General features: G+C 61.0%; 8 protein-coding genes. 3 read left to right on the forward strand and 5 right to left on the reverse strand.

Annotated features, from left to right (window positions below):
- Nucleotides 1–71: 71 nt before the first annotated feature.
- The 4 genes from ABSE61_RS25895 to ABSE61_RS25910 form a co-directional block, all read right to left on the reverse strand.
- Entirely contained in the window at nt 72–1,595 is a 1,524-nt protein-coding gene (locus ABSE61_RS25895; protein ID WP_423873990.1) for a permease, read from the reverse strand.
- Nucleotides 1,592–2,344 carry an ABC transporter ATP-binding protein gene (locus ABSE61_RS25900; RefSeq protein ID WP_423873991.1) on the reverse strand — a complete coding sequence of 251 codons (753 nt, stop codon included), beginning with the start codon at nt 2,342–2,344 and terminating at the stop codon, nt 1,592–1,594. The genes ABSE61_RS25895 and ABSE61_RS25900 overlap by 4 nt, the downstream gene beginning before the upstream one ends.
- Before the next feature lie 127 nt (nt 2,345–2,471).
- Complete coding sequence (locus ABSE61_RS25905; protein WP_423873999.1) at nt 2,472–4,553, reverse strand: PQQ-dependent dehydrogenase, methanol/ethanol family; 2,082 nt, start codon at nt 4,551–4,553, stop codon at nt 2,472–2,474.
- Between the two features lie 341 nt (nt 4,554–4,894).
- Entirely contained in the window at nt 4,895–6,010 is a 1,116-nt protein-coding gene (locus ABSE61_RS25910) for a lysozyme inhibitor LprI family protein (protein ID WP_423873992.1), read from the reverse strand.
- A 230-nt stretch (nt 6,011–6,240) separates the two neighbouring features.
- On the opposite strand from ABSE61_RS25910, the gene ABSE61_RS25915 reads away from it, so the two are divergent.
- Nucleotides 6,241–6,510, forward strand: coding sequence for a hypothetical protein (locus ABSE61_RS25915; protein ID WP_423873993.1), 270 nt, complete (start codon nt 6,241–6,243; stop codon nt 6,508–6,510).
- A gap of 51 nt (nt 6,511–6,561) precedes the next feature.
- On the opposite strand, the gene ABSE61_RS25920 is transcribed toward ABSE61_RS25915, so the two are convergent.
- Complete coding sequence (locus tag ABSE61_RS25920; protein WP_423873994.1) at nt 6,562–7,365, reverse strand: transglutaminase-like cysteine peptidase; 804 nt, start codon at nt 7,363–7,365, stop codon at nt 6,562–6,564.
- A gap of 711 nt (nt 7,366–8,076) precedes the next feature.
- Between ABSE61_RS25920 and ABSE61_RS25925 the strand changes: the two genes are divergently transcribed.
- Nucleotides 8,077–17,406, forward strand: a complete 9,330-nt coding sequence (locus ABSE61_RS25925) for a beta strand repeat-containing protein (protein ID WP_423873995.1) — start codon at nt 8,077–8,079, stop codon at nt 17,404–17,406.
- Between the two features lie 192 nt (nt 17,407–17,598).
- The coding region (locus tag ABSE61_RS25930; protein WP_423873996.1) for a CHASE2 domain-containing protein at nt 17,599–17,873 on the forward strand (275 nt) is incomplete at its 3' end.

Here is a 17,873-nt window from a genome sequence, read left to right on the forward strand (position 1 = left end):
AACTTGATTGCTATGCGAACCGGTGCCCACCCCCGGATCAAGTCCGAGGGCATGTTTCGCTTGAAAACGCTTTAATCCGGCCGCGGGCTGAATTTCCAGGTCGCTGCCAGGATGGCGACGGTCATCAGTCCCGTGATCAATGCGGCCCCGGGCAGCGAAAGCACCAGCGCCGTGGTCGCAGCCCAACCGATCGACGAAAAGGCTTCTGCGAAAGTTGCAATCCGCGATGAGGTCTGTCGGCGACGGAACTGGCTACGGCGGGCCTGAACGCGGAACCAGAGCTGGATCGCGGTGGCGGAGGCGGCTGCAACGACGATGCCCACCGCGGTGACGGCGGCCTGTTGCGGCGAGGCAAACACCAGCGCCATCACTAGCGGCGCGAACAAGACGCCGATTACCAGCAGCACCACCTCGATCTTTGCGCGGATCAGCCGCGAGGGGGAGATTGGTGAGGCGGTCACGAGATCGGGGGCGTCCTCGCCGGAGATCGTGAGCCATCCGAGACCGCCGGCGAGTTGCCCCGCCGCCATCACGATCACGGGTGTAATCAGGAAGATGGCGACTGAACTGTCGCTGAAGCTTCGCCACAAGAGAACGGCGGGCGGCACGAGATAAAGCAGTTGCATCAGGCTTTGCGACACCAGCCAGGGGTCGCGGCGCAGCAGCAAGAGTTCTTTCCGCCGCAGCGCCTGTTGCCGCGATCCCGGCCGGAACGCTCGCGAGCGTGAACTGCGGCGGGCGGAGACAGTGCCTGTCGAGGCCCGGACGGCCGTGTCCGCAAACCCGGCCGAAAAGGTCACCATCACGGCGCCGAGCAGCAAGAGACCGCTCGCCAGCAACAATAACAGCGCTTCACCATCGCCCAGCGCCGCGCGTGCGGGCCACCACACCACGCTGTCGGGGTCGGGGGCAAATCCCGCCGCAGCGTCCGAGGTGAGGATCGCAAAGCGCGATAGCGTGCCGTAAGACAGGATCGCGGCGATCTGGAGCGCGATGACGAAGCCGGCGCCGATCACGGCGGCGACGATCTGGGCGACCAGCCGGGTTCGGCGTGGGCCGATCATCCGAAACAGCAGGATGGTCACGGCGACGGCGACGGCGGCCGCGGAAAGGCCGATGGCGATGACCAGGCCATAGACCGCGAGCCAGCGCGGGCCACCACCGAAGACCAGAACATCGATGAAGGGTGTTGCGAGCAACGTCGCCATCGCGGTGATCGAAAGCGCGATAGCGGCGAGCCGTATCGAAAAGACCTGGGTAATCGCCGCCGGCGAAGACATGATGAGATCGAGATCGGCCCGGGCGTAGAAGACCCGCGTCACGGATTCAATGGCCTGCGACAGCATCAAGGCCCAGGCCAGGAAGATGGTCGCCGTAATGACGATCAGTCCCGACTTGACGAGGGGCGATTCCAGCGTCGCGTACTTACCGATCACGGCGTAGGCCGGCACGTGCAACAGCGCCCCAAATACCAGCAGGCCGATGACCAACGCACCGCGGCGGCCGCGCCGTCCGCCGGTCATGATCGCCAGCCATTCCCGCCAGGCCAGCCGGATTTCGTGCCGGGCAAACCAGCTTAAGGCGGCCGTCGTCATGCCGCGGCTGCTTCGCTGTCGACAAGCGCGATGAATACGTCTTCGAGGCTGGTGTCGCCTCTGCCGTTTTGCTGCCGAAGCTCAGCCAATGTGCCTTCGGCGACAAGCCGCCCCGAAGAGATCACGCCGATGCGATCTGCCATACGCTCGGCTACTTCCAGAATATGCGTGGTCATGATGACCGTGCAGCCGTTGCGCACGCGCTCGCCGAGCAATCCCTTGACGTGGCGGGCGGACACGGCATCGAGGCCGGTCAGCGGCTCGTCGAGAATAATCAGCCGCGGATCGTGAACCAGCGCGCCCGCCAGCGCGACCTTCTGGCGCATGCCTTTGGAAAATCCCTCGCAGCGTTCATGCATATTTGCTTCGAGCCCGAGCGAGACGAGCAGCTCGTGCGCCGAGCGTTCGGCCACGGACGGATCGACGCCCCACAGCCCTGCGACGAATTCGAGATATTCGAGCGGCGTCAGCTTGTCGTAGATCATCGGCTCATCCGATACCCACGCCGTGACTTGCTTGGCCGCGACGGGATCGTTGAGCGCATCGATGCCCATGATCGAGATGGAGCCGGCATCGGGCCGCAACAGGCCGCCCACCATGCGCAGCGTCGTCGTCTTGCCGGCCCCGTTCGGGCCGAGCAGGGCATAGAATTCGCCGCAACGAACGGTGAGATCGAGCGCATCGACGGCCGGACGGTCAAAACGCTTTGTTAACCCTCGCAACTCGAGGGCCGATTGATCGAAAGCCATGATCCCAGGAGATCCTCGTTACAGCCGAAAGGACCATGGACTGAAAACTGTTTCGGCGGGGTGAATCGATGAGCCCAAATTGCGAGATGCGCGCGACGAGCTCGCGCGCATCTCCTTCACTTTAACGCTACTTCTGTGGCGCGGTGTTTGCGCCTTGGGTCGTGGCATCCGCGGGCTTTGGACGCACGGCGTCCGCTGTTCCCTGGATGAAGGCCTGGATCTTGACGACATCGGCATCGGTCAGCTTGCCGGTGAAGTCCGGCATGCCCTTATCCGTGTAGGGACCCTTGAAGACCATGTCCTTCAGGTTAGTGATGTTTTCCGTCGTCGTATAACCGAGGTTCTTGACGTTGCCGCCCTTGTCGACGCCAGGCACGCCATGGCAGGTGGCGCAGGCCTCGACATAAAGCGCGGTGCCGTCGGGAACGTCATTAGGATCGTATTTGACGCCCGAGAGCAGATTGCCGAGCTGGTATTTGGTGAATTCCGGCAGCGGCGCTTTTCCACCAACGGCAAACGTATAAACCGTGCCTGGTCCTTCCTTGTCGGCGACGTGCTGTGTGATGCCGAATACGCCGCCCCAGCCGACCGCGATCGATACATATTGTACGCCGTCGATCAGATAGGTCGCGGCCGCGGCGACCGCGCCGGTGCCGGTCGGGGTCTCCCAGAGCTTCTCGCCCGATGTGGCGTTATAGGCGATGAAGCGCGCGTCGGCCGTACCCTGGAACACGAGATTGCCGGCAGTCGTGAGCGTGCCGCCGTTCCAAGGCGCGACATATTCCTGATGCCAGGCTTCCTTCTGCTTCACTGGATCCCACGCGATCAGCCGCCCGAAGGCCGGGTTTTTCGGCGGAACGGCGTTGAGCGTAAAGCCGACGTTCCATCCCGTAGTGGCGCCGAATTTGAAGGGGGCGGGCGCATTCTGCGCCAGCGCCTTCTCGCCGGTGAGGTTCAGCGGCACGCCTTGTGCCGGCAGATAGACGAGGCCGGTTTGCGGGTTGTAAGACATCGGGTGCCAGTTATGCGCCCCGAACGGGCCGGGAATACTATCGAAGGATTGGTCCGGCGAGCGCGCCGCGGTCACCTCGATCGGCCGTCCGTCGGCGTCGTAGCCGGTCGCCCAGTTCACATCGACGAAGTTCTTCGCCGAAATGAATTTGCCGTCGGTGCGATCGATGACGAAGAAGAAACCGTTCTTCGGTGCATGCAGGATCACCTTGCGCGGTTTTCCGTCGATATTGATATCGGCCAGGATCATCGGCTGGGTCGAGGTGTAGTCCCAGTTATCGCCGGGCGTTTCCTGATAGTGCCAGACGTACTTGCCGGTATCGGCATTCAGCGCCACCAGTGATGCCAGATAGAGATTGTCGCCACCAGCCGGGCTTCGCAGGTTGCGATTCCACGGCGCGCCGTTGCCGGTGCCGATATAGATCAGGTTGAGATCGGGATCGTAGGTCATCGTATCCCACGGTGTGCCGCCGCCGCCGTTGACCCAGTATTTTCCGGCGGGATCCCAGGTCTTGGCCGCCTTCTCCATCGACTCGTCTTCGAACGGCTTGGAGGGATCGCCAGGCACCACGAACCAGCGCCAGGCCTGTTCGCCGGTATCCGCGTCATAGGCGGTGATGTAGCCACGCGCGCCGTATTCGGCACCGCCGTTTCCGATCAGCACTTTGCCCTTCACGACGCGCGGTGCGCCGGTGATGGTGTAGGAGTGCGTGCGATCGATCAGCGTGTCTTTTTCCCAGACCTTCTTGCCGGTCACAGCGTCGATCGCGACGAGACGCCCGTCATAGGCGCCGACATAGACCTTGCCCTTGTAAAGAGCGACGCCGCGATTGACGACGTCGCAACAGCCTTTGTATCCGATCTCGCGGTTGACGCCGGGATCGTAGGTCCACAGTCTTTTTCCAGTGCGGGCATCGATGGCGTGAACCACGCTCCATGACGCGCTGACATACATGATGCCATCGACCACCAGCGGTGTTGCCTCGACGCCGCGGATCGATTCGAGACTGTAGGTCCACTTCAGGCCGAGATCTTTGACGTTGCCGGCATTGATCTGGTTGAGTTTGCTGAAACGGGTCTCGGCGTAATCGAGCCCGATCGTGGGCCAATCTTTCGATGTCGACGTATTGGTCTTGATGAAGTTGGCGTCAACGGCGGAAGTCGCAGCCTTGATGTGATTCGCCGATCCTTTTTCCATCTTCTGGGCGAGCGCGACGCCGCCCGAAATTGCAAGACCGAAGCCGATCGCGACGGCTGTGCGCGTCAGGCGTCGGGGGTCGGATAATCTGACGGTGGGTTCGGGGAAAAAACGGCGAGCAGAGTCGGTATACGTCCAGCGTATCATCTGTTCCTCCCATTTTGATCTCTGACGGATCTCGCGGCAATCGTATGCTTCGATGAAGCGCGCCGTCAATCAAAGGTGATGCGGAAGATAAAACTTGTATCGCGGCTTCTTCCGCCACGCGAAATAAGCGTGGTCAGGTCCGCTGATCGAAATTCTAATTTCGAAATGAATGTTGGAAAGCAGACGTCCGTGTTTTACGGCCCGCTCAGCGCCATGCCGACGTCCACCGGCTGCATGGCCGCCGAACTGCAACGCCAGCTGCTGCCATTCTTCTGAAATGCAAACGACTTTTCGATGCGCAAGCGATATCCGACCTGCAACTGTTCACGGCTTCCGGGCATGGACTTCGGCCTTCCCGATTTCAAATCCCAGCAGGTGCCGGTGCAGCCCGATGCAATGGGGCTGCAGGCGGTGAACGGCGAGAGGACGACCATTTCGATTTCGGTGGTCACCTCGGCATCGTCCCCGGTCTGCTTGCTGTCGATCTGAAAGATCCGGTTCACCGCGAGGAAATCTCCGCAGGTTTGTGTCGAGTGGATCTGGGCAACGCACAGGTCGACCGCATCGGCGTTCGGCACGGGCGACATATGCTGGGTCCCGAACAGGTTCTTCGGGTCGCCTTTGGCCGCGGTGACTTCCGCGATCTTTCGGTCGAAATAATCGGACAGGCAGCCCTCGGAGGATGAAAGCTCCCGGAGCGGAACATTGTCCTTGTTCTCAAGGCCGCATTTACGGTCGCGCTCCCTGGTCCATCGCTCGAACTCCCCAAACGCGTCTCGCGCCTCGTTGTCCTTTAACTTGGTGATCACTCCCATCACCCGTTCATTGAGTTCCGCTTTGGCCAGCGCCAGCGAAGGGTCGCTGCAAATCAACAGACCGGCGGTGGTATTGACCGCGAGGCAATCGAAATTCGGGTCGGTCAATATCACGGTCCGCTCTTCGGTCTCCTTCAACAGACAATCCCTGACCGGCTTGATGTTCTCGCTCCTGATGGGCTCCCGCCCGAGAATTCCGCAACTCGAATTCCGGTCTCTGACCCACTCGGCATTTTCCTCGATGGCATGCAGCCGGTTCGGAAGTCGGTTCAGGCGGTCGGCGATGGCCTTGTTGAGTTTGACGCCGGCCGCGTTGAGGTCGGCATCGCCACAGAAAAGCTGATCCGCCGGTACCTTGTTTTCCTCGCAATGATTTTTGACGAACCAAGGCAGGATATCGGTAATCGATGGATTGGAATTGGCCGCATTGTCGGCGTGCGCCGGCTGAGCCAGCCCGATTCCCATCGTCACAATTGCTAACGCGAATGCGCGCATCCCGATCCCCCGAAACGAAAAGCCAGACGATAGACCATCGTAGCTTTTTGGCCGTCGCGGCGAAATGAAATTGTTTGGGCCTCGGCGTCGCAGTCTTAGCGTCGCGGTCGGCGTCTGTTTGATGCGGGCCGCGGCTGATGATACCGTGCTTCTATTGCCGGGGCTGCGGGCCGCCATTCCCGCATTTGTTGTTTGGATTCGACCATTTTGAAGGGGCGAGATTTAAAGCCATGACATTGCGGCCTGGTATATTGCTGCGGGGACTATCCGCTGGATTTGTTTTGCAACTCGGTATTGTCCTGATCTCCGCGGCGTGGCCGGGCACGGGCATGGCCCAGAAGCTCGTCGACCCGAATGGGGTCGCGCCGGAATATCGCGCCGCGGCGGAAAAGCGCCGTGCCGAACAGATCAGGCTGTACGAGTGCTCGAAGAGGGCGGATATAGCCAAGGTGCTGCGCAGGGACCGCGTGGCCTTTATCAACGAATGCCTCGACAAGTAATGTGGAGCTCCCGGGCGTCCAAGGCGCCTCGGGAGCAGCGATTGTCGGCAATCAGTTGGAGTTTGAGGCGAAGTCAGCCCGCGTGACGAGATTCACGGCTACGGCCGGAGCGGAATCCTGGCGCGCCGCGCTGGCGGACGGGGACTGATCGTCGTAGCGCATGACGCCATCGTCATCGATGACGAACAGCGGCCGGTGATTTCTGACGTCGATGTCCTCGATCATCGCCATGCGCCGGTTGTCCAGCATCAACCAGTGACCGTCTAGCCGCGCGAGCACGGCCGCATGATCCTCGCCATGGAGCAAATCGCGCAAGACGACGATCCTGATATCCTCGGGCGAGACCCCTGCCATACGCAGCGCTGCGAATTTTGCGATGGCATAGTCCTCGCAATCGCCTGCGCCGGAAGCAAAAGTAGCCAGCGGCGAACTCCAGACGTCGATCTGGCCATGTTGAGCCATGTCGCTCGTCGCCTTGATCGCTAAATTGATCGCACGGTTGATCTCGCCGAGGCGGGCGCGGCCTTCGCGAGCCCGTGCGCCGTCCACGATGGCAAGGAATTGCAGGGCAGCAGGGGATACGCATCGCTCGCGGTCGCCGTCGCAGAGGGCGAGTTGCACCATGTCGTCCTCGAGCTTGCGCTCGACGCCGTTCCATTTGTCCAGCAGGCCGCCACCGGACAATCTTGTTGCAAAAAGCCCGAACGGCTCGGCCGATTTGCGGATCACATCCAGCATGCCCGGCGAAATCAGACTACCGGCGTTGGCCGCAGGTCCGACGCAGATCAGGCCCCAGGCGAGGACCAAAGCCAGAATGACGGCATGCCAGCTCCGCCTATGACCGAAATAACCCATTTGACACCCCTTCGTCCGGGCATCGGCGGGGCCATGTCGGCCGCGCGTGTCCGGATCGTTTTGCTGGGATGATCGGTTGGGCGGCTTTTATTCTGCTTAAAGACGGCGTCCCGGCGCAGGGTTTGTCCTAAACAGGCTGAAGGGCGCCTTACCATCTTGCTTAAAATGCTGTGGCAAGGGGGGCACAGCGGGCGATAGAACCTTTTTGCGCCTGATATGACTAATTCGATGAAAGTTGTTAATTTTGTAATCTAGTTCACATTCCCGGGACAGGAAATGACGCAGTATCCGCCGTGGGCAGACCTCGGGAAGCCATTCACAATACAGATGAAACTGACTGTACACGAAAATACATGCGATTACTCAATATCGCGCGGAAGTACGTTTCGAATATTGGGCGATCAAAGCTTTTCGAATACTTGCGCTAATCCTATTAAGCATAGGAGCGACAGAAGTCCGCGCCAATCGGGCCTTGAGGTGTCTTTTTGAAAGCAAGAGATGGTTTCGCGATCGGCTCGCTGATGATAAGGAAGATTAGACCTTTGAAATTATATACTTATTAACCATCGCGGTGACCGGGTGAATTACTTCGGCAGATTTGACGCCACGGTTTCTGATGCGCTGGGCAAGCACCCTGGCGGACACCTTTTTTCAGAAACGGTTCACGCTTCTCACGCTCCGTCGGATGCCATTGTTGTTCCCGATGCTCAGTTGCTGTTTGGCGGTGAGTTCAAGCGCGCAGGTGTTGATCTCGTTCTCTCCGGCGACGGCCGCGAATTCGTTCTGCACGATTACTTCAAGGGCGAGAAGCATGCGCCGCTGGCCTCGCCCGACGGCGCACATCTCACCGGCGATCTCGTCAACGCGCTCGCCGGCCAGGTTCAAATTGCGCAAGCCGGCGGCAATGCGGCGGCCGGCCAGGTCATCGGCCATGTGACCAAGCTCGCCGGCACCGCGACCGCGATCCGCAACGGTGTCTCGATCATTCTCAACAACGGCGACAACGTCGAAAAAGGCGACGTGGTCGCCTCCGGATCGGATTCGACGGTCGGCATCACCTTTATCGACGGCACCGTGTTCGGCCTGTCGTCGAATGCGCGGATGGTGCTGAACGAAATGGTCTACGACCCCAACGGGTCGAACAATTCGTCGCTGTTAAGCCTGGTGGCCGGCACCATCACCTTCGTCGCCGGCGAAACCGCCAAGCACGGCGACATGAAAGTGGATACGCCGGTTGCGACCATGGGCATCCGCGGCACGGCCGTGCTGGTCGAGATCGACTTCTCGGTCCCCGGCACCACGCCGGACGCGAAATTCCAGGTTCTGGTCGAGCCCGACGGCACGACGGGCTCCTACATCCTGTTCGACAAGACGACGCTCACACCGCTCGCCGTGGTCGACAAGGCCGGGATGCAGATCAACGTCTCGAACGGCGTCATGAGCCAGACGCTGGCTCCGCTGTCGCCCGAGATCCAAAAACTCATCACCGATGTGTTCTCGCTAAAATTCTCCGACAGCACGAACACCAAGGCGATCGAGCATTTTACCGATTCGATCGTCCCGAACGCATTCGGGCCGGTGCAATTTGCGCTGGCAAACGGCAATGTGGTTACTTTTTCCGCGCCGCCACCGGTGCCGACGACGTCCTCGGCGGCCGCGCCTTCTCCAGCCACCATCGGTCACATTCCGCAAGCGCCGAATTTCTTCGGTGAAGAAATCGGCAAGATTACAGAAGCGCCCCACGTCACCAACAGCACAGCGCTCGACACGGCGACGGGTCAATTCCAATACTTCGATATCAATACGTCTGATCATGACACGGTGTCGGTGAAGTTCTCTTCCTTCACCTACCAGAATGCGAAGGGGAACGATGTCACTGGTTCGTTGAGCAGCCTGCAGCTTGCGGACATTGCGAAAGTCGAAGCTGCCATCACCGTGTCCGACAATACCGGTCCCAACGCGATCGGAAACGGGACCGCGAACTGGACCTACAGCGTTTCCGACAAGGCCTTTGACTTCCTGGCTGCCGGCGAGACGTTGACGCTGACCTATACGGCAACCGTCGATAATAATTATCAGCCGCTCGACCAGACCGGAACGGCCACGATCACGATCACGATCACCGGCACCAACGACGCCCCGGTCATTACCAGCCCGCAGCAAAACGTCAGCTTCGTCTCGTCCGGCGCGGATACCAAAGGCGGCGAACTGATCCCGAACACCGCGACCCAGGGCACGCTGAACTTCACTGATCCCGATCTGACCGACACGCACACGGTCGCCGTCAAAATGGCGAGCGCGCTACTGGATGGGAAGCCCCTCGCAGACACGGCCGGGCAGACTGTGATCAACGAACTTGCTGCGGCGGTGACTGTCAGCCTCTCGAATGGTGGGCAAGACAGCACCGGAAGCGGCGCTGGCACGATCGCCTGGACGCTTGCGAACCTTCAGGTTTACCTCGCGGACCTCGTTCCCAACGGCGAGTCGCTGGTTCTCACCTACGCCGTCACCGTGACGGATTCGCAAGGAGCGACCTCCGTCCAGGACATCGTTGTCACGATTGGCGGCAACGAAGGGGCCGCCGTGGTCTGGGTCAACGTCAACCCGATTCCGGCGGGTGGCGTGGCGCTGTGGAGCACGGCTTCTAATTGGGAGGGTGACCGCGCGCCGAGCATTCTGGGCACCGATGACGTGATCATCGGCACCGACCAGGTGCTGCCGGGAACGCCGGTGTTTCCGGCGACGGTCAATGACGCGGAAGCGGCCAAATCGCTGACTATGGATTATTTCACCGACTTCGGGACATCGATCCCGGAGCTGGATGTCTTGTCGACCGGCAATTTGACAATCGTCGGCGCGCTCAACATGGACACCAGTACGGATGCTGGTTCTCCTCTCACTGCAGAATCCATCATCAAGAATTTCGGAACGATCAGCGTCGGCGGCATTGCCACGCTCTTGAAGAATAGTGTCCTCGACAACTACGGCACGATCACGCTCGCCAAAGGCGGCGTTTTTGCCGATCAGAGCAGCATCACGAATTCCGGAACCATCGAGGTCGTCAGCGGCACGCTCGATGTCGAGGTTGGAATCGCCAATTTCGTCGCCACGACCGTCGACGATTCGCCGGTCACGACCCCCGGCACGATCCAGGTCGACGGTGGTGCGACGCTGAAGTTCAGCGACGGCGCGACCGTCACCAACGGCGAAGTGACGCTCGGTAATCTGAGTGTGCTCGACGTCGAAAGGGGTGCGGCTTCGCTGCCGGCCGGGACGCCTGATGCAACGCTCGACGGCGTTACCGTCATCGGGACGAGCGGTCCGACCGGGAGCACGATCGAGATTGGCACGTTGGGCGCGGCGACCCTCTTGCTCGACGACGGCACAGCCATCAAGAACGGCGATCTGACGATCTCCGCCGGCAGCGCGTTAGACGTCACGGCCAGCGGCGCCACGCTGGACGGCGTCAACGTCACCGGCAGCAATGGATCGAGCGGCGGCGCGGGGGCAATGCTCGGTGGCCTCGAGGCGCACGCCGGAGTTTTGGTCAGCGCCAGCACGATCGAAGTCGGCACCACGGCGACGACCGGAACGGTGCTCACGCTCGATGACGGCACCACCATCACCAATGGCAACCTGATCATCGACAGCGGCAATACGCTTGAGATCGATAAGGGCACGGCTTCGTTGCCGGCGGGTGCTCCGGATGCGACGCTCGATGGCGTCAGTGTGACGAATTCCGGGGCGATCCAGATCGATTCTTCGGCAACGTTGACGCTGGAGGGCGGCACCACCATCAACGGCGGCACGATTGACGACGCCGGGACGCTCTCGGTCGGCGCGTTGAGCGAGATCGAGAACACCACGATCAACGGCGGCGGTGATCTGACGGTCACCAGCGGTACGCTGACCCTCTCGGAAGTGACACTGGACGATGTGACGCTGGCGGGCAGCTTTACGAATTCTGACACGCTGACGATCGACGAGACGGTGACGCTCAACGGCGCCACGATCAACGGCGGCGCGATTGACGATACCGGGACGCTTTTGGTCAGTTTCTCGAGCGAGATCGAAAATGCCACGGTCAATGGTGGCGGCGACCTGACCGTTACCAGCGGTACGCTGACGCTCTCCGAGGTCACGTTGGACGACGTGACGCCGGCAGGCAGCTTCACAAATTTGGACACGCTGACGATTGACGAGACGGTGACCCTCAAGGGCGCCACCATCAGTGGCGGCACGATCGATGACACAGGCACTCTGTCGGTCAGCGCCTCGAGCGAGATCGAGAATGCCACGGTCAACGGCGGCGGCGGCATCACGGTCACTGGCGGCACGCTGACCCTTTCGGAGGTGACGCTCGACGACGTGACGCTGGCGGGCAGCTTTACGAATTCAGACACGCTGATGATCGACGAGACGGTGACGCTCAACGGCGCCACCATCTCCGGCGGCACGATCGACGATACCGGCACGTTGTCGGTCTCTACCGCGAGCACGATCGAGAACGCGATCGTTGACGGCGGCGGCAATCTCACAGCGACAAGCGCCGTGCTGACGCTTTCCGGCGTGACGCTGGACAATGTGACGCTGGGGGGTCTTTTCACGAATTCGGGCACGCTGACGATCGACGGCACGGTAACGTTCTCTGGCGAGCTCACTGGCGGCACGATTGACGACACCGGCACGCTGTCGGTCACTACTGGCGTGATCGGAGGCGCGACCATCGAGGGCGGCGGCGATTTGACGTCGACGAGCGCCGCGGTGTCGCTTGCCGGCGTGACGCTGGAAGATGTGACGGTTGCGGGGATCTTTGCGGATGCCAGCACGGTAAAGATTGAAGAGACGGTGACGCTCGATGGCGCCACGATCAAAGGCGGCACGATTGACGATGCCGGCACGCTGTCGGTCTCTACCGCGAGCACGATCGAGAACGCGATCGTTGACGGCGGCGGCAATCTCACGGCGACCGGCGCAACGCTGACGCTTTCTGTAGTGTTGCTGGACGATGTGACGCTGGCGGGCAGCTTCACCAATTTGGATACGCTGACGATCGAAGGCCCGGTGACGCTCGATGACGCCACGATCTCCGGCGGCACGATTGAAGATGCCGGCGGATCGCTCACCGGAACTGGATCAATCGGCTCGGTCATTGCCGGTCCTGGTGCGGTTACGGCGAGCGGTGGAACGTTGACGCTGACGGGCGACGACACCTATGTCGGCGCGACCACGATCGACAACGGTGCGACGCTGGCGCTGTCGGGCGCAGGTTCGATCTCGGACTCGATCGACGTCGTCGATAACGGCACCTTTGACATTTCCGGACTAACGGGCGACACCTCGATCGTGACGCTATCGGGGGACGGCACAGTCAATCTAGGCGCCAACACCTTGACGCTGTTGGGTGCGTCGACGACGTTCAGCGGAGCGATCGGCGGCACCGGCGGTCTGACGCTGACGTCCGGCACCGAGACCTTGGCAGGCGACAACGGCTACACCGGCGTGACCACGATCGATGATGGGGCCCAAGTGACGCTGACGGGCTCGATCTCGGATTCCAGCAATGTGGTCGACGACGGCACGCTTGATATCTCGGGGACCTCCGGCGCCTCGATCAAGACGCTGTCGGGCACGAGCACGGGCATCGTGACGCTGGGTACCGAGACGCTGACACTGACGGATGCCTCGACCACGTTCTCAGGAGCGATCGGCGGTAGCGGTGGGCTGACGCTGACGTCCGGCACCGAGACCCTGGCAGGCGACAACGGCTACACCGGCGTGACCACGATCGATGATGGGGCCCAGCTGACGCTGACGGGCTCGATCTCGGATTCCAGCAATGTGATCGACGACGGCACGCTTGATATCTCGGGCACCTCCGGCGCCTCGATCATGACGCTGTCGGGCGATGGCACCGTCAACCTTGGCGCGGAGACGCTGACGCTGACAGATCCGTCGACCACGTTCTCAGGCGCGATCGACGGCACCGGTGGCCTGACGGTCGACGTGATAACCGTCGGCGGCACCGCCACCGAGACGCTGACGGGCGACAATCTCTATAGCGGTGTAACCACAATCGACAGCGGGGACACGCTGGCGCTGTCGGACCTGGGCTCGATCGCGAAATCCAGCGACGTCATCGACGACGGCATCTTCGATATCTCGGCGACGACCTTGGGCGCCTCGATCGTGACGCTGTCGGGGACGAGCGCGGGCGCCGTCAAGCTCGGCGCAGAATCGCTGACGCTGACGAATGCGTCGACCACGTTCAACGGAGCGATCGGCGGCACCGGCGGTCTGACGCTGGCGGCTGGCACCGAGACGCTGACGGGCACCAACACCTTTGGCGGCGAGACCACAATCGACAATGGTGCTAAGCTGGCGCTGTCGGGCACGGGCTCGATTTCGGACTCCAGCGATGTCGTCGACAACGGCACCTTTGATATTTCCGGACTGACGGCCGGCACATCAATTGAGACGCTGTCGGGCGATGGCGCGGTCAATCTCGGAGCCAACACGTTGACGCTGCTAGATGCGTCGACCACGTTCGGCGGAACGATCAACGGCACCGGCGAACTCGAGGTTGCCGGCGGCACGCTGACGTTCGCCTCGGCGACCCTGGACGGCGGAACGCTGGTGGGCAGCTTCAGCAATTCCGGCACGCTGACAATCAACAATACCGTGACGCTCGATAGCGCCGCCATCACCGGCGGGTCGATCGACGTCGTCGGCGACCTCGATACGACGGGCACCAGCTCCATCAGCGGCGCCTCGATCACCAATCTCGGCAATATTCATATCATCAGCGGTACGCTCGACATCGATCCGACGCCGTTCACCAACCTCGGCCTGTTCGACGTGCAGAGTTCCGTGACGTTCAGTGACGAACTCTTCACCAACAGCGGCACCGTCAAGAATGTCCCGACCAACGGTACGCTTCAGATCGAACAGAATGGCACGCTGACGCTCGAAAATTCCAGCATTACGGGCGGCATCGTCAGCAATAGCGGCATCGTTGACGTCACCGCTGCCAGCTCGATCAGCGACACCTTCAGCTTCACCAATGCCGGTACCGTGAACGCCGATGGTGCAGAGCTCGATCTTGTCGGTGACATCGTCGGCAACAGCGGCGGCCTGTTCAAGACCACAGGAAACGGCGTTCTTGATCTGATGAATACCACCATCAATCAGGGCACGCTGAAGGGGAAGATTGCAACAGCAACCGGCAATACCTCCTCCAGTACGCTAAACGGCGTCACTCTGGCGTTCGGCACGCTGGTGACCGCCGCTTTCGGTCTGCTGGAATTGACCGGAACCATCTCCAACAGCGGCGAGGTCGACGCCACCTTGGGCGCGCTCGATCTGTATGACGCGACCGTCGATGGCGGCACGTTCGGCGGTCATGGGACGATCATCACCGCGAGCGGCAACTCCGACAGCGTCCTGAACGGCGTCACCATCGCCAGCGGCAGCACAGTAACGGCGGCGGTCGGCACTCTGGACCTGACCGGCCTGACCACCAACAACGGCGAAATCGACGCCACCACCGGCACGCTTCACCTGCATAACGCCACCGTCATCGGCGGCACGCTGGGAGGTGCCAGCACGATCACGACGGACAGCCTCAATCAATTCAGCATTCTGAAGAATGTCACGATTGCGGCCGTCACCAAGGTCTCCGCTTCAACGGGCGTGTTGGAACTGACCGGGGCGATCAACAATCATGGCGAGATCGACGCCACAACCGGCACGATCGAACTGATTAACGCCGACGTCATCGGCGGTACGCTTGGCGGCGGTGGTACGATTACTACTGCGAGTGCCTTCAACACGCTCGACGGCGTCACGATCGCCAGCGGCACCACCGTCGAGGTGGCTGACGGCACCGTGCTCGACCTCATTGGCACCATCACCGATGTCGGCACTATCGCGCTGGATGCCTCGGGCCATTTCACAGGGCTCGAGATTTCCGGCAACGTCTCGCTCACCGGCGGCGGCAACGTGACGATGAATAGCGACTTCTACAGTTTCATCGCGAGCGACGGCTCGGCTGCCAAGCTTTCCAACTTCGATACGATCTCCGGCGCCGGCACGATCGGCGACAGTGCGCTGGTCATCGACACCGGCGCCAATTTCTTCACCTCGACCGGCCTCGTCGGCAACCTTCTGGTGACCAACAATGTCGGCGGCGTTCTCGAATCTTCTTCGGGCCACACGCTGCAGATCGACGACAACGTCTTCAACAACGGCTTGATCCAATCCGGCAATCCGGGCAGTCATTCGGGCGCATTCGTCGATGTCACCGGGAATATCTCGGGCACGGGCTCGATAGATATCTTCAACAACTCAACGGTTGAGATCGGTGGATCGGTTTCCCAGGGCGAGACCGTGACTTTCGGCGCGCCCGGCGGATCGGTAGTCCCCGACGGTACGTTGACCCTCGATGATTCGAAGGATTTCCATGGAACGATCGTCGGTCTGGCCGCTGGCGATGTGATCGGTCTCACCGACCTCGCTTATACGTCGAACGAACATGCGGTCTGGACGCAGACCACCACGGCCAATGGCGGCAGCGGTACCCTGCAGATTTACGATGGCTTGGGGACACTGGAATCGACCTTGGATCTGACCGGCACTTATACGCAGAACCAGTTTTCACTGGTGAAAGACGAGTCGCACGGGACCGACGTGCATATCAACAACTACGTTTCGTTTGACGAGGGGACAATCAATACCAACGGAGCTTACACACCGCAAATCAGTAATGCCGGCAACACGATCGAACTAACGAACGGAACGCTTGTTGAAGCAAGTAGCTGGTTCGACAACTCCGTTTATTCGATTTCCGAGTTCACGGCGTCATTCGATTATTCCGCGACAGGGGGGAGCAATCCGGCAGACGGGATGGCCTTCATCCTGCAGAATTCGAGTGACGGCGTCCACGCCCTGGGCGGCGCGGGGTCCCTGTTCGGTTACGGCGCCGGTGCGCTCGGTGATGCTGCCGGAGGCGACTCTACCGGGATTTCCCCGAGCGCGGCAATTGAATTCAATTTGTATGCTCTATATGGGCAAGGCACCGCTTTTGCAACAGACGGCGGCGTCGGCAACTATACTCCGACGGGCAGCGTCGCGTTTGCATCGGGTGACCAGGTTCAGGCCGACATTTCCTACAATGGCAGCGTCCTTACCGAGACGCTGACCGATCTCGTCACGGGCGCGACTTACTCGGCAAACTATACAGTCGATCTCTCGTCGGTTTTAGGCAGCGATACGGCCTACGTTGGCTTCTCTGCCGCTACCGGCGGATCCGTTGCGACGCAGATCATAAGCAACTTTGCCTTCTCGCCGGGGGTGAGCGGCGATGTGACGATCGACAGCCACCAGATGTTGGAAATTTCGGCCGCAAGCTCCGCGACGGTCGACTTCACGAACAGCAGCGGCAACACCGGCGAACTCGTGCTCGATGACTCCAACGATTTCAGCGGGGCCATCGTCGGCTTTGCGGGCGACGGCACGAAAGCGAATTCGGATTTGATCGATGTCACCGACGTCAACTTTGCCGACGTCGCGGTGAACAAGACGACGTATACGGATCACGGCAACGGCACGGGAACGTTGACGCTGCATGACGCGAACGGCCACGCGCTCGACAGCATCAACTTCGACGGCAACTACCAGTTGGCGAATTTCACCGTCGCTAGCGACGGCAATGGCGGTACGCTGATCGTCGATCCGCCGGTGAACACCAACGCTCAAACGCCGGCTAATACGACCGTGGTGTCGAACCAGAATTCGACCGGCAGCGCCGGCACCGACGGGTTTGTGTTCAATTTTGACGGGCATCACGATACCCTGACGACGGATTTCCATCCGGACCAGGAGAACGGCAAGCCCGTTGGTGCGATGTTGACCAACTTGCATACCGGCTCGAACGGTGCGCCCGACCAGGGTACGCCCGTGGGGGGCGACGGCCATGACCCTGTTGGTCTGAGCGCTTTTGCCAAGGCGCATCTGCACGCCGCGGACTTCCATTTCGTGTAAGCCGCTCACGGCGGCGCCGGCGTCTCCTCGCGGCTCCCGAGGAGACGATGTCGCGCGCCCGAGGGTGATCGGCCACGGTATCCACCCGTTCGGGCCTCGCGGACTTGTCGTGTCGGGATTTTTCGTGTTTGAAATGCGCCTGCCACGATCGCTAGCGGACCTGACGACATTGCTCCAACCCGATTTGCAGCCATGAGGCGTCTCAAAATCATCCGGCGCTGGTTCGGGCGAAGGTTCGGCTTTTCCCGGCTGGTGTGCCTTTTCCTGCTGATCGGCATCGCGGCGTTGCGCATCGCCGATTTTGCGCCGATCGAAGAACTTCGGGTCAGGACTTTCGACTTCTACCAGCGCTTCGATCCTCGCGTGAAGACGGTGCGACCCGTCACCATCGTCGACATCGATGAAGCGAGCCTGAAGAAATTCGGACAGTGGCCGTGGCCGCGCACGCGCCTGGCGGATATGATCAT

Source organism: Bradyrhizobium sp. (assembly GCF_049519115.1).
Lineage (GTDB): Bacteria > Pseudomonadota > Alphaproteobacteria > Rhizobiales > Xanthobacteraceae > Bradyrhizobium.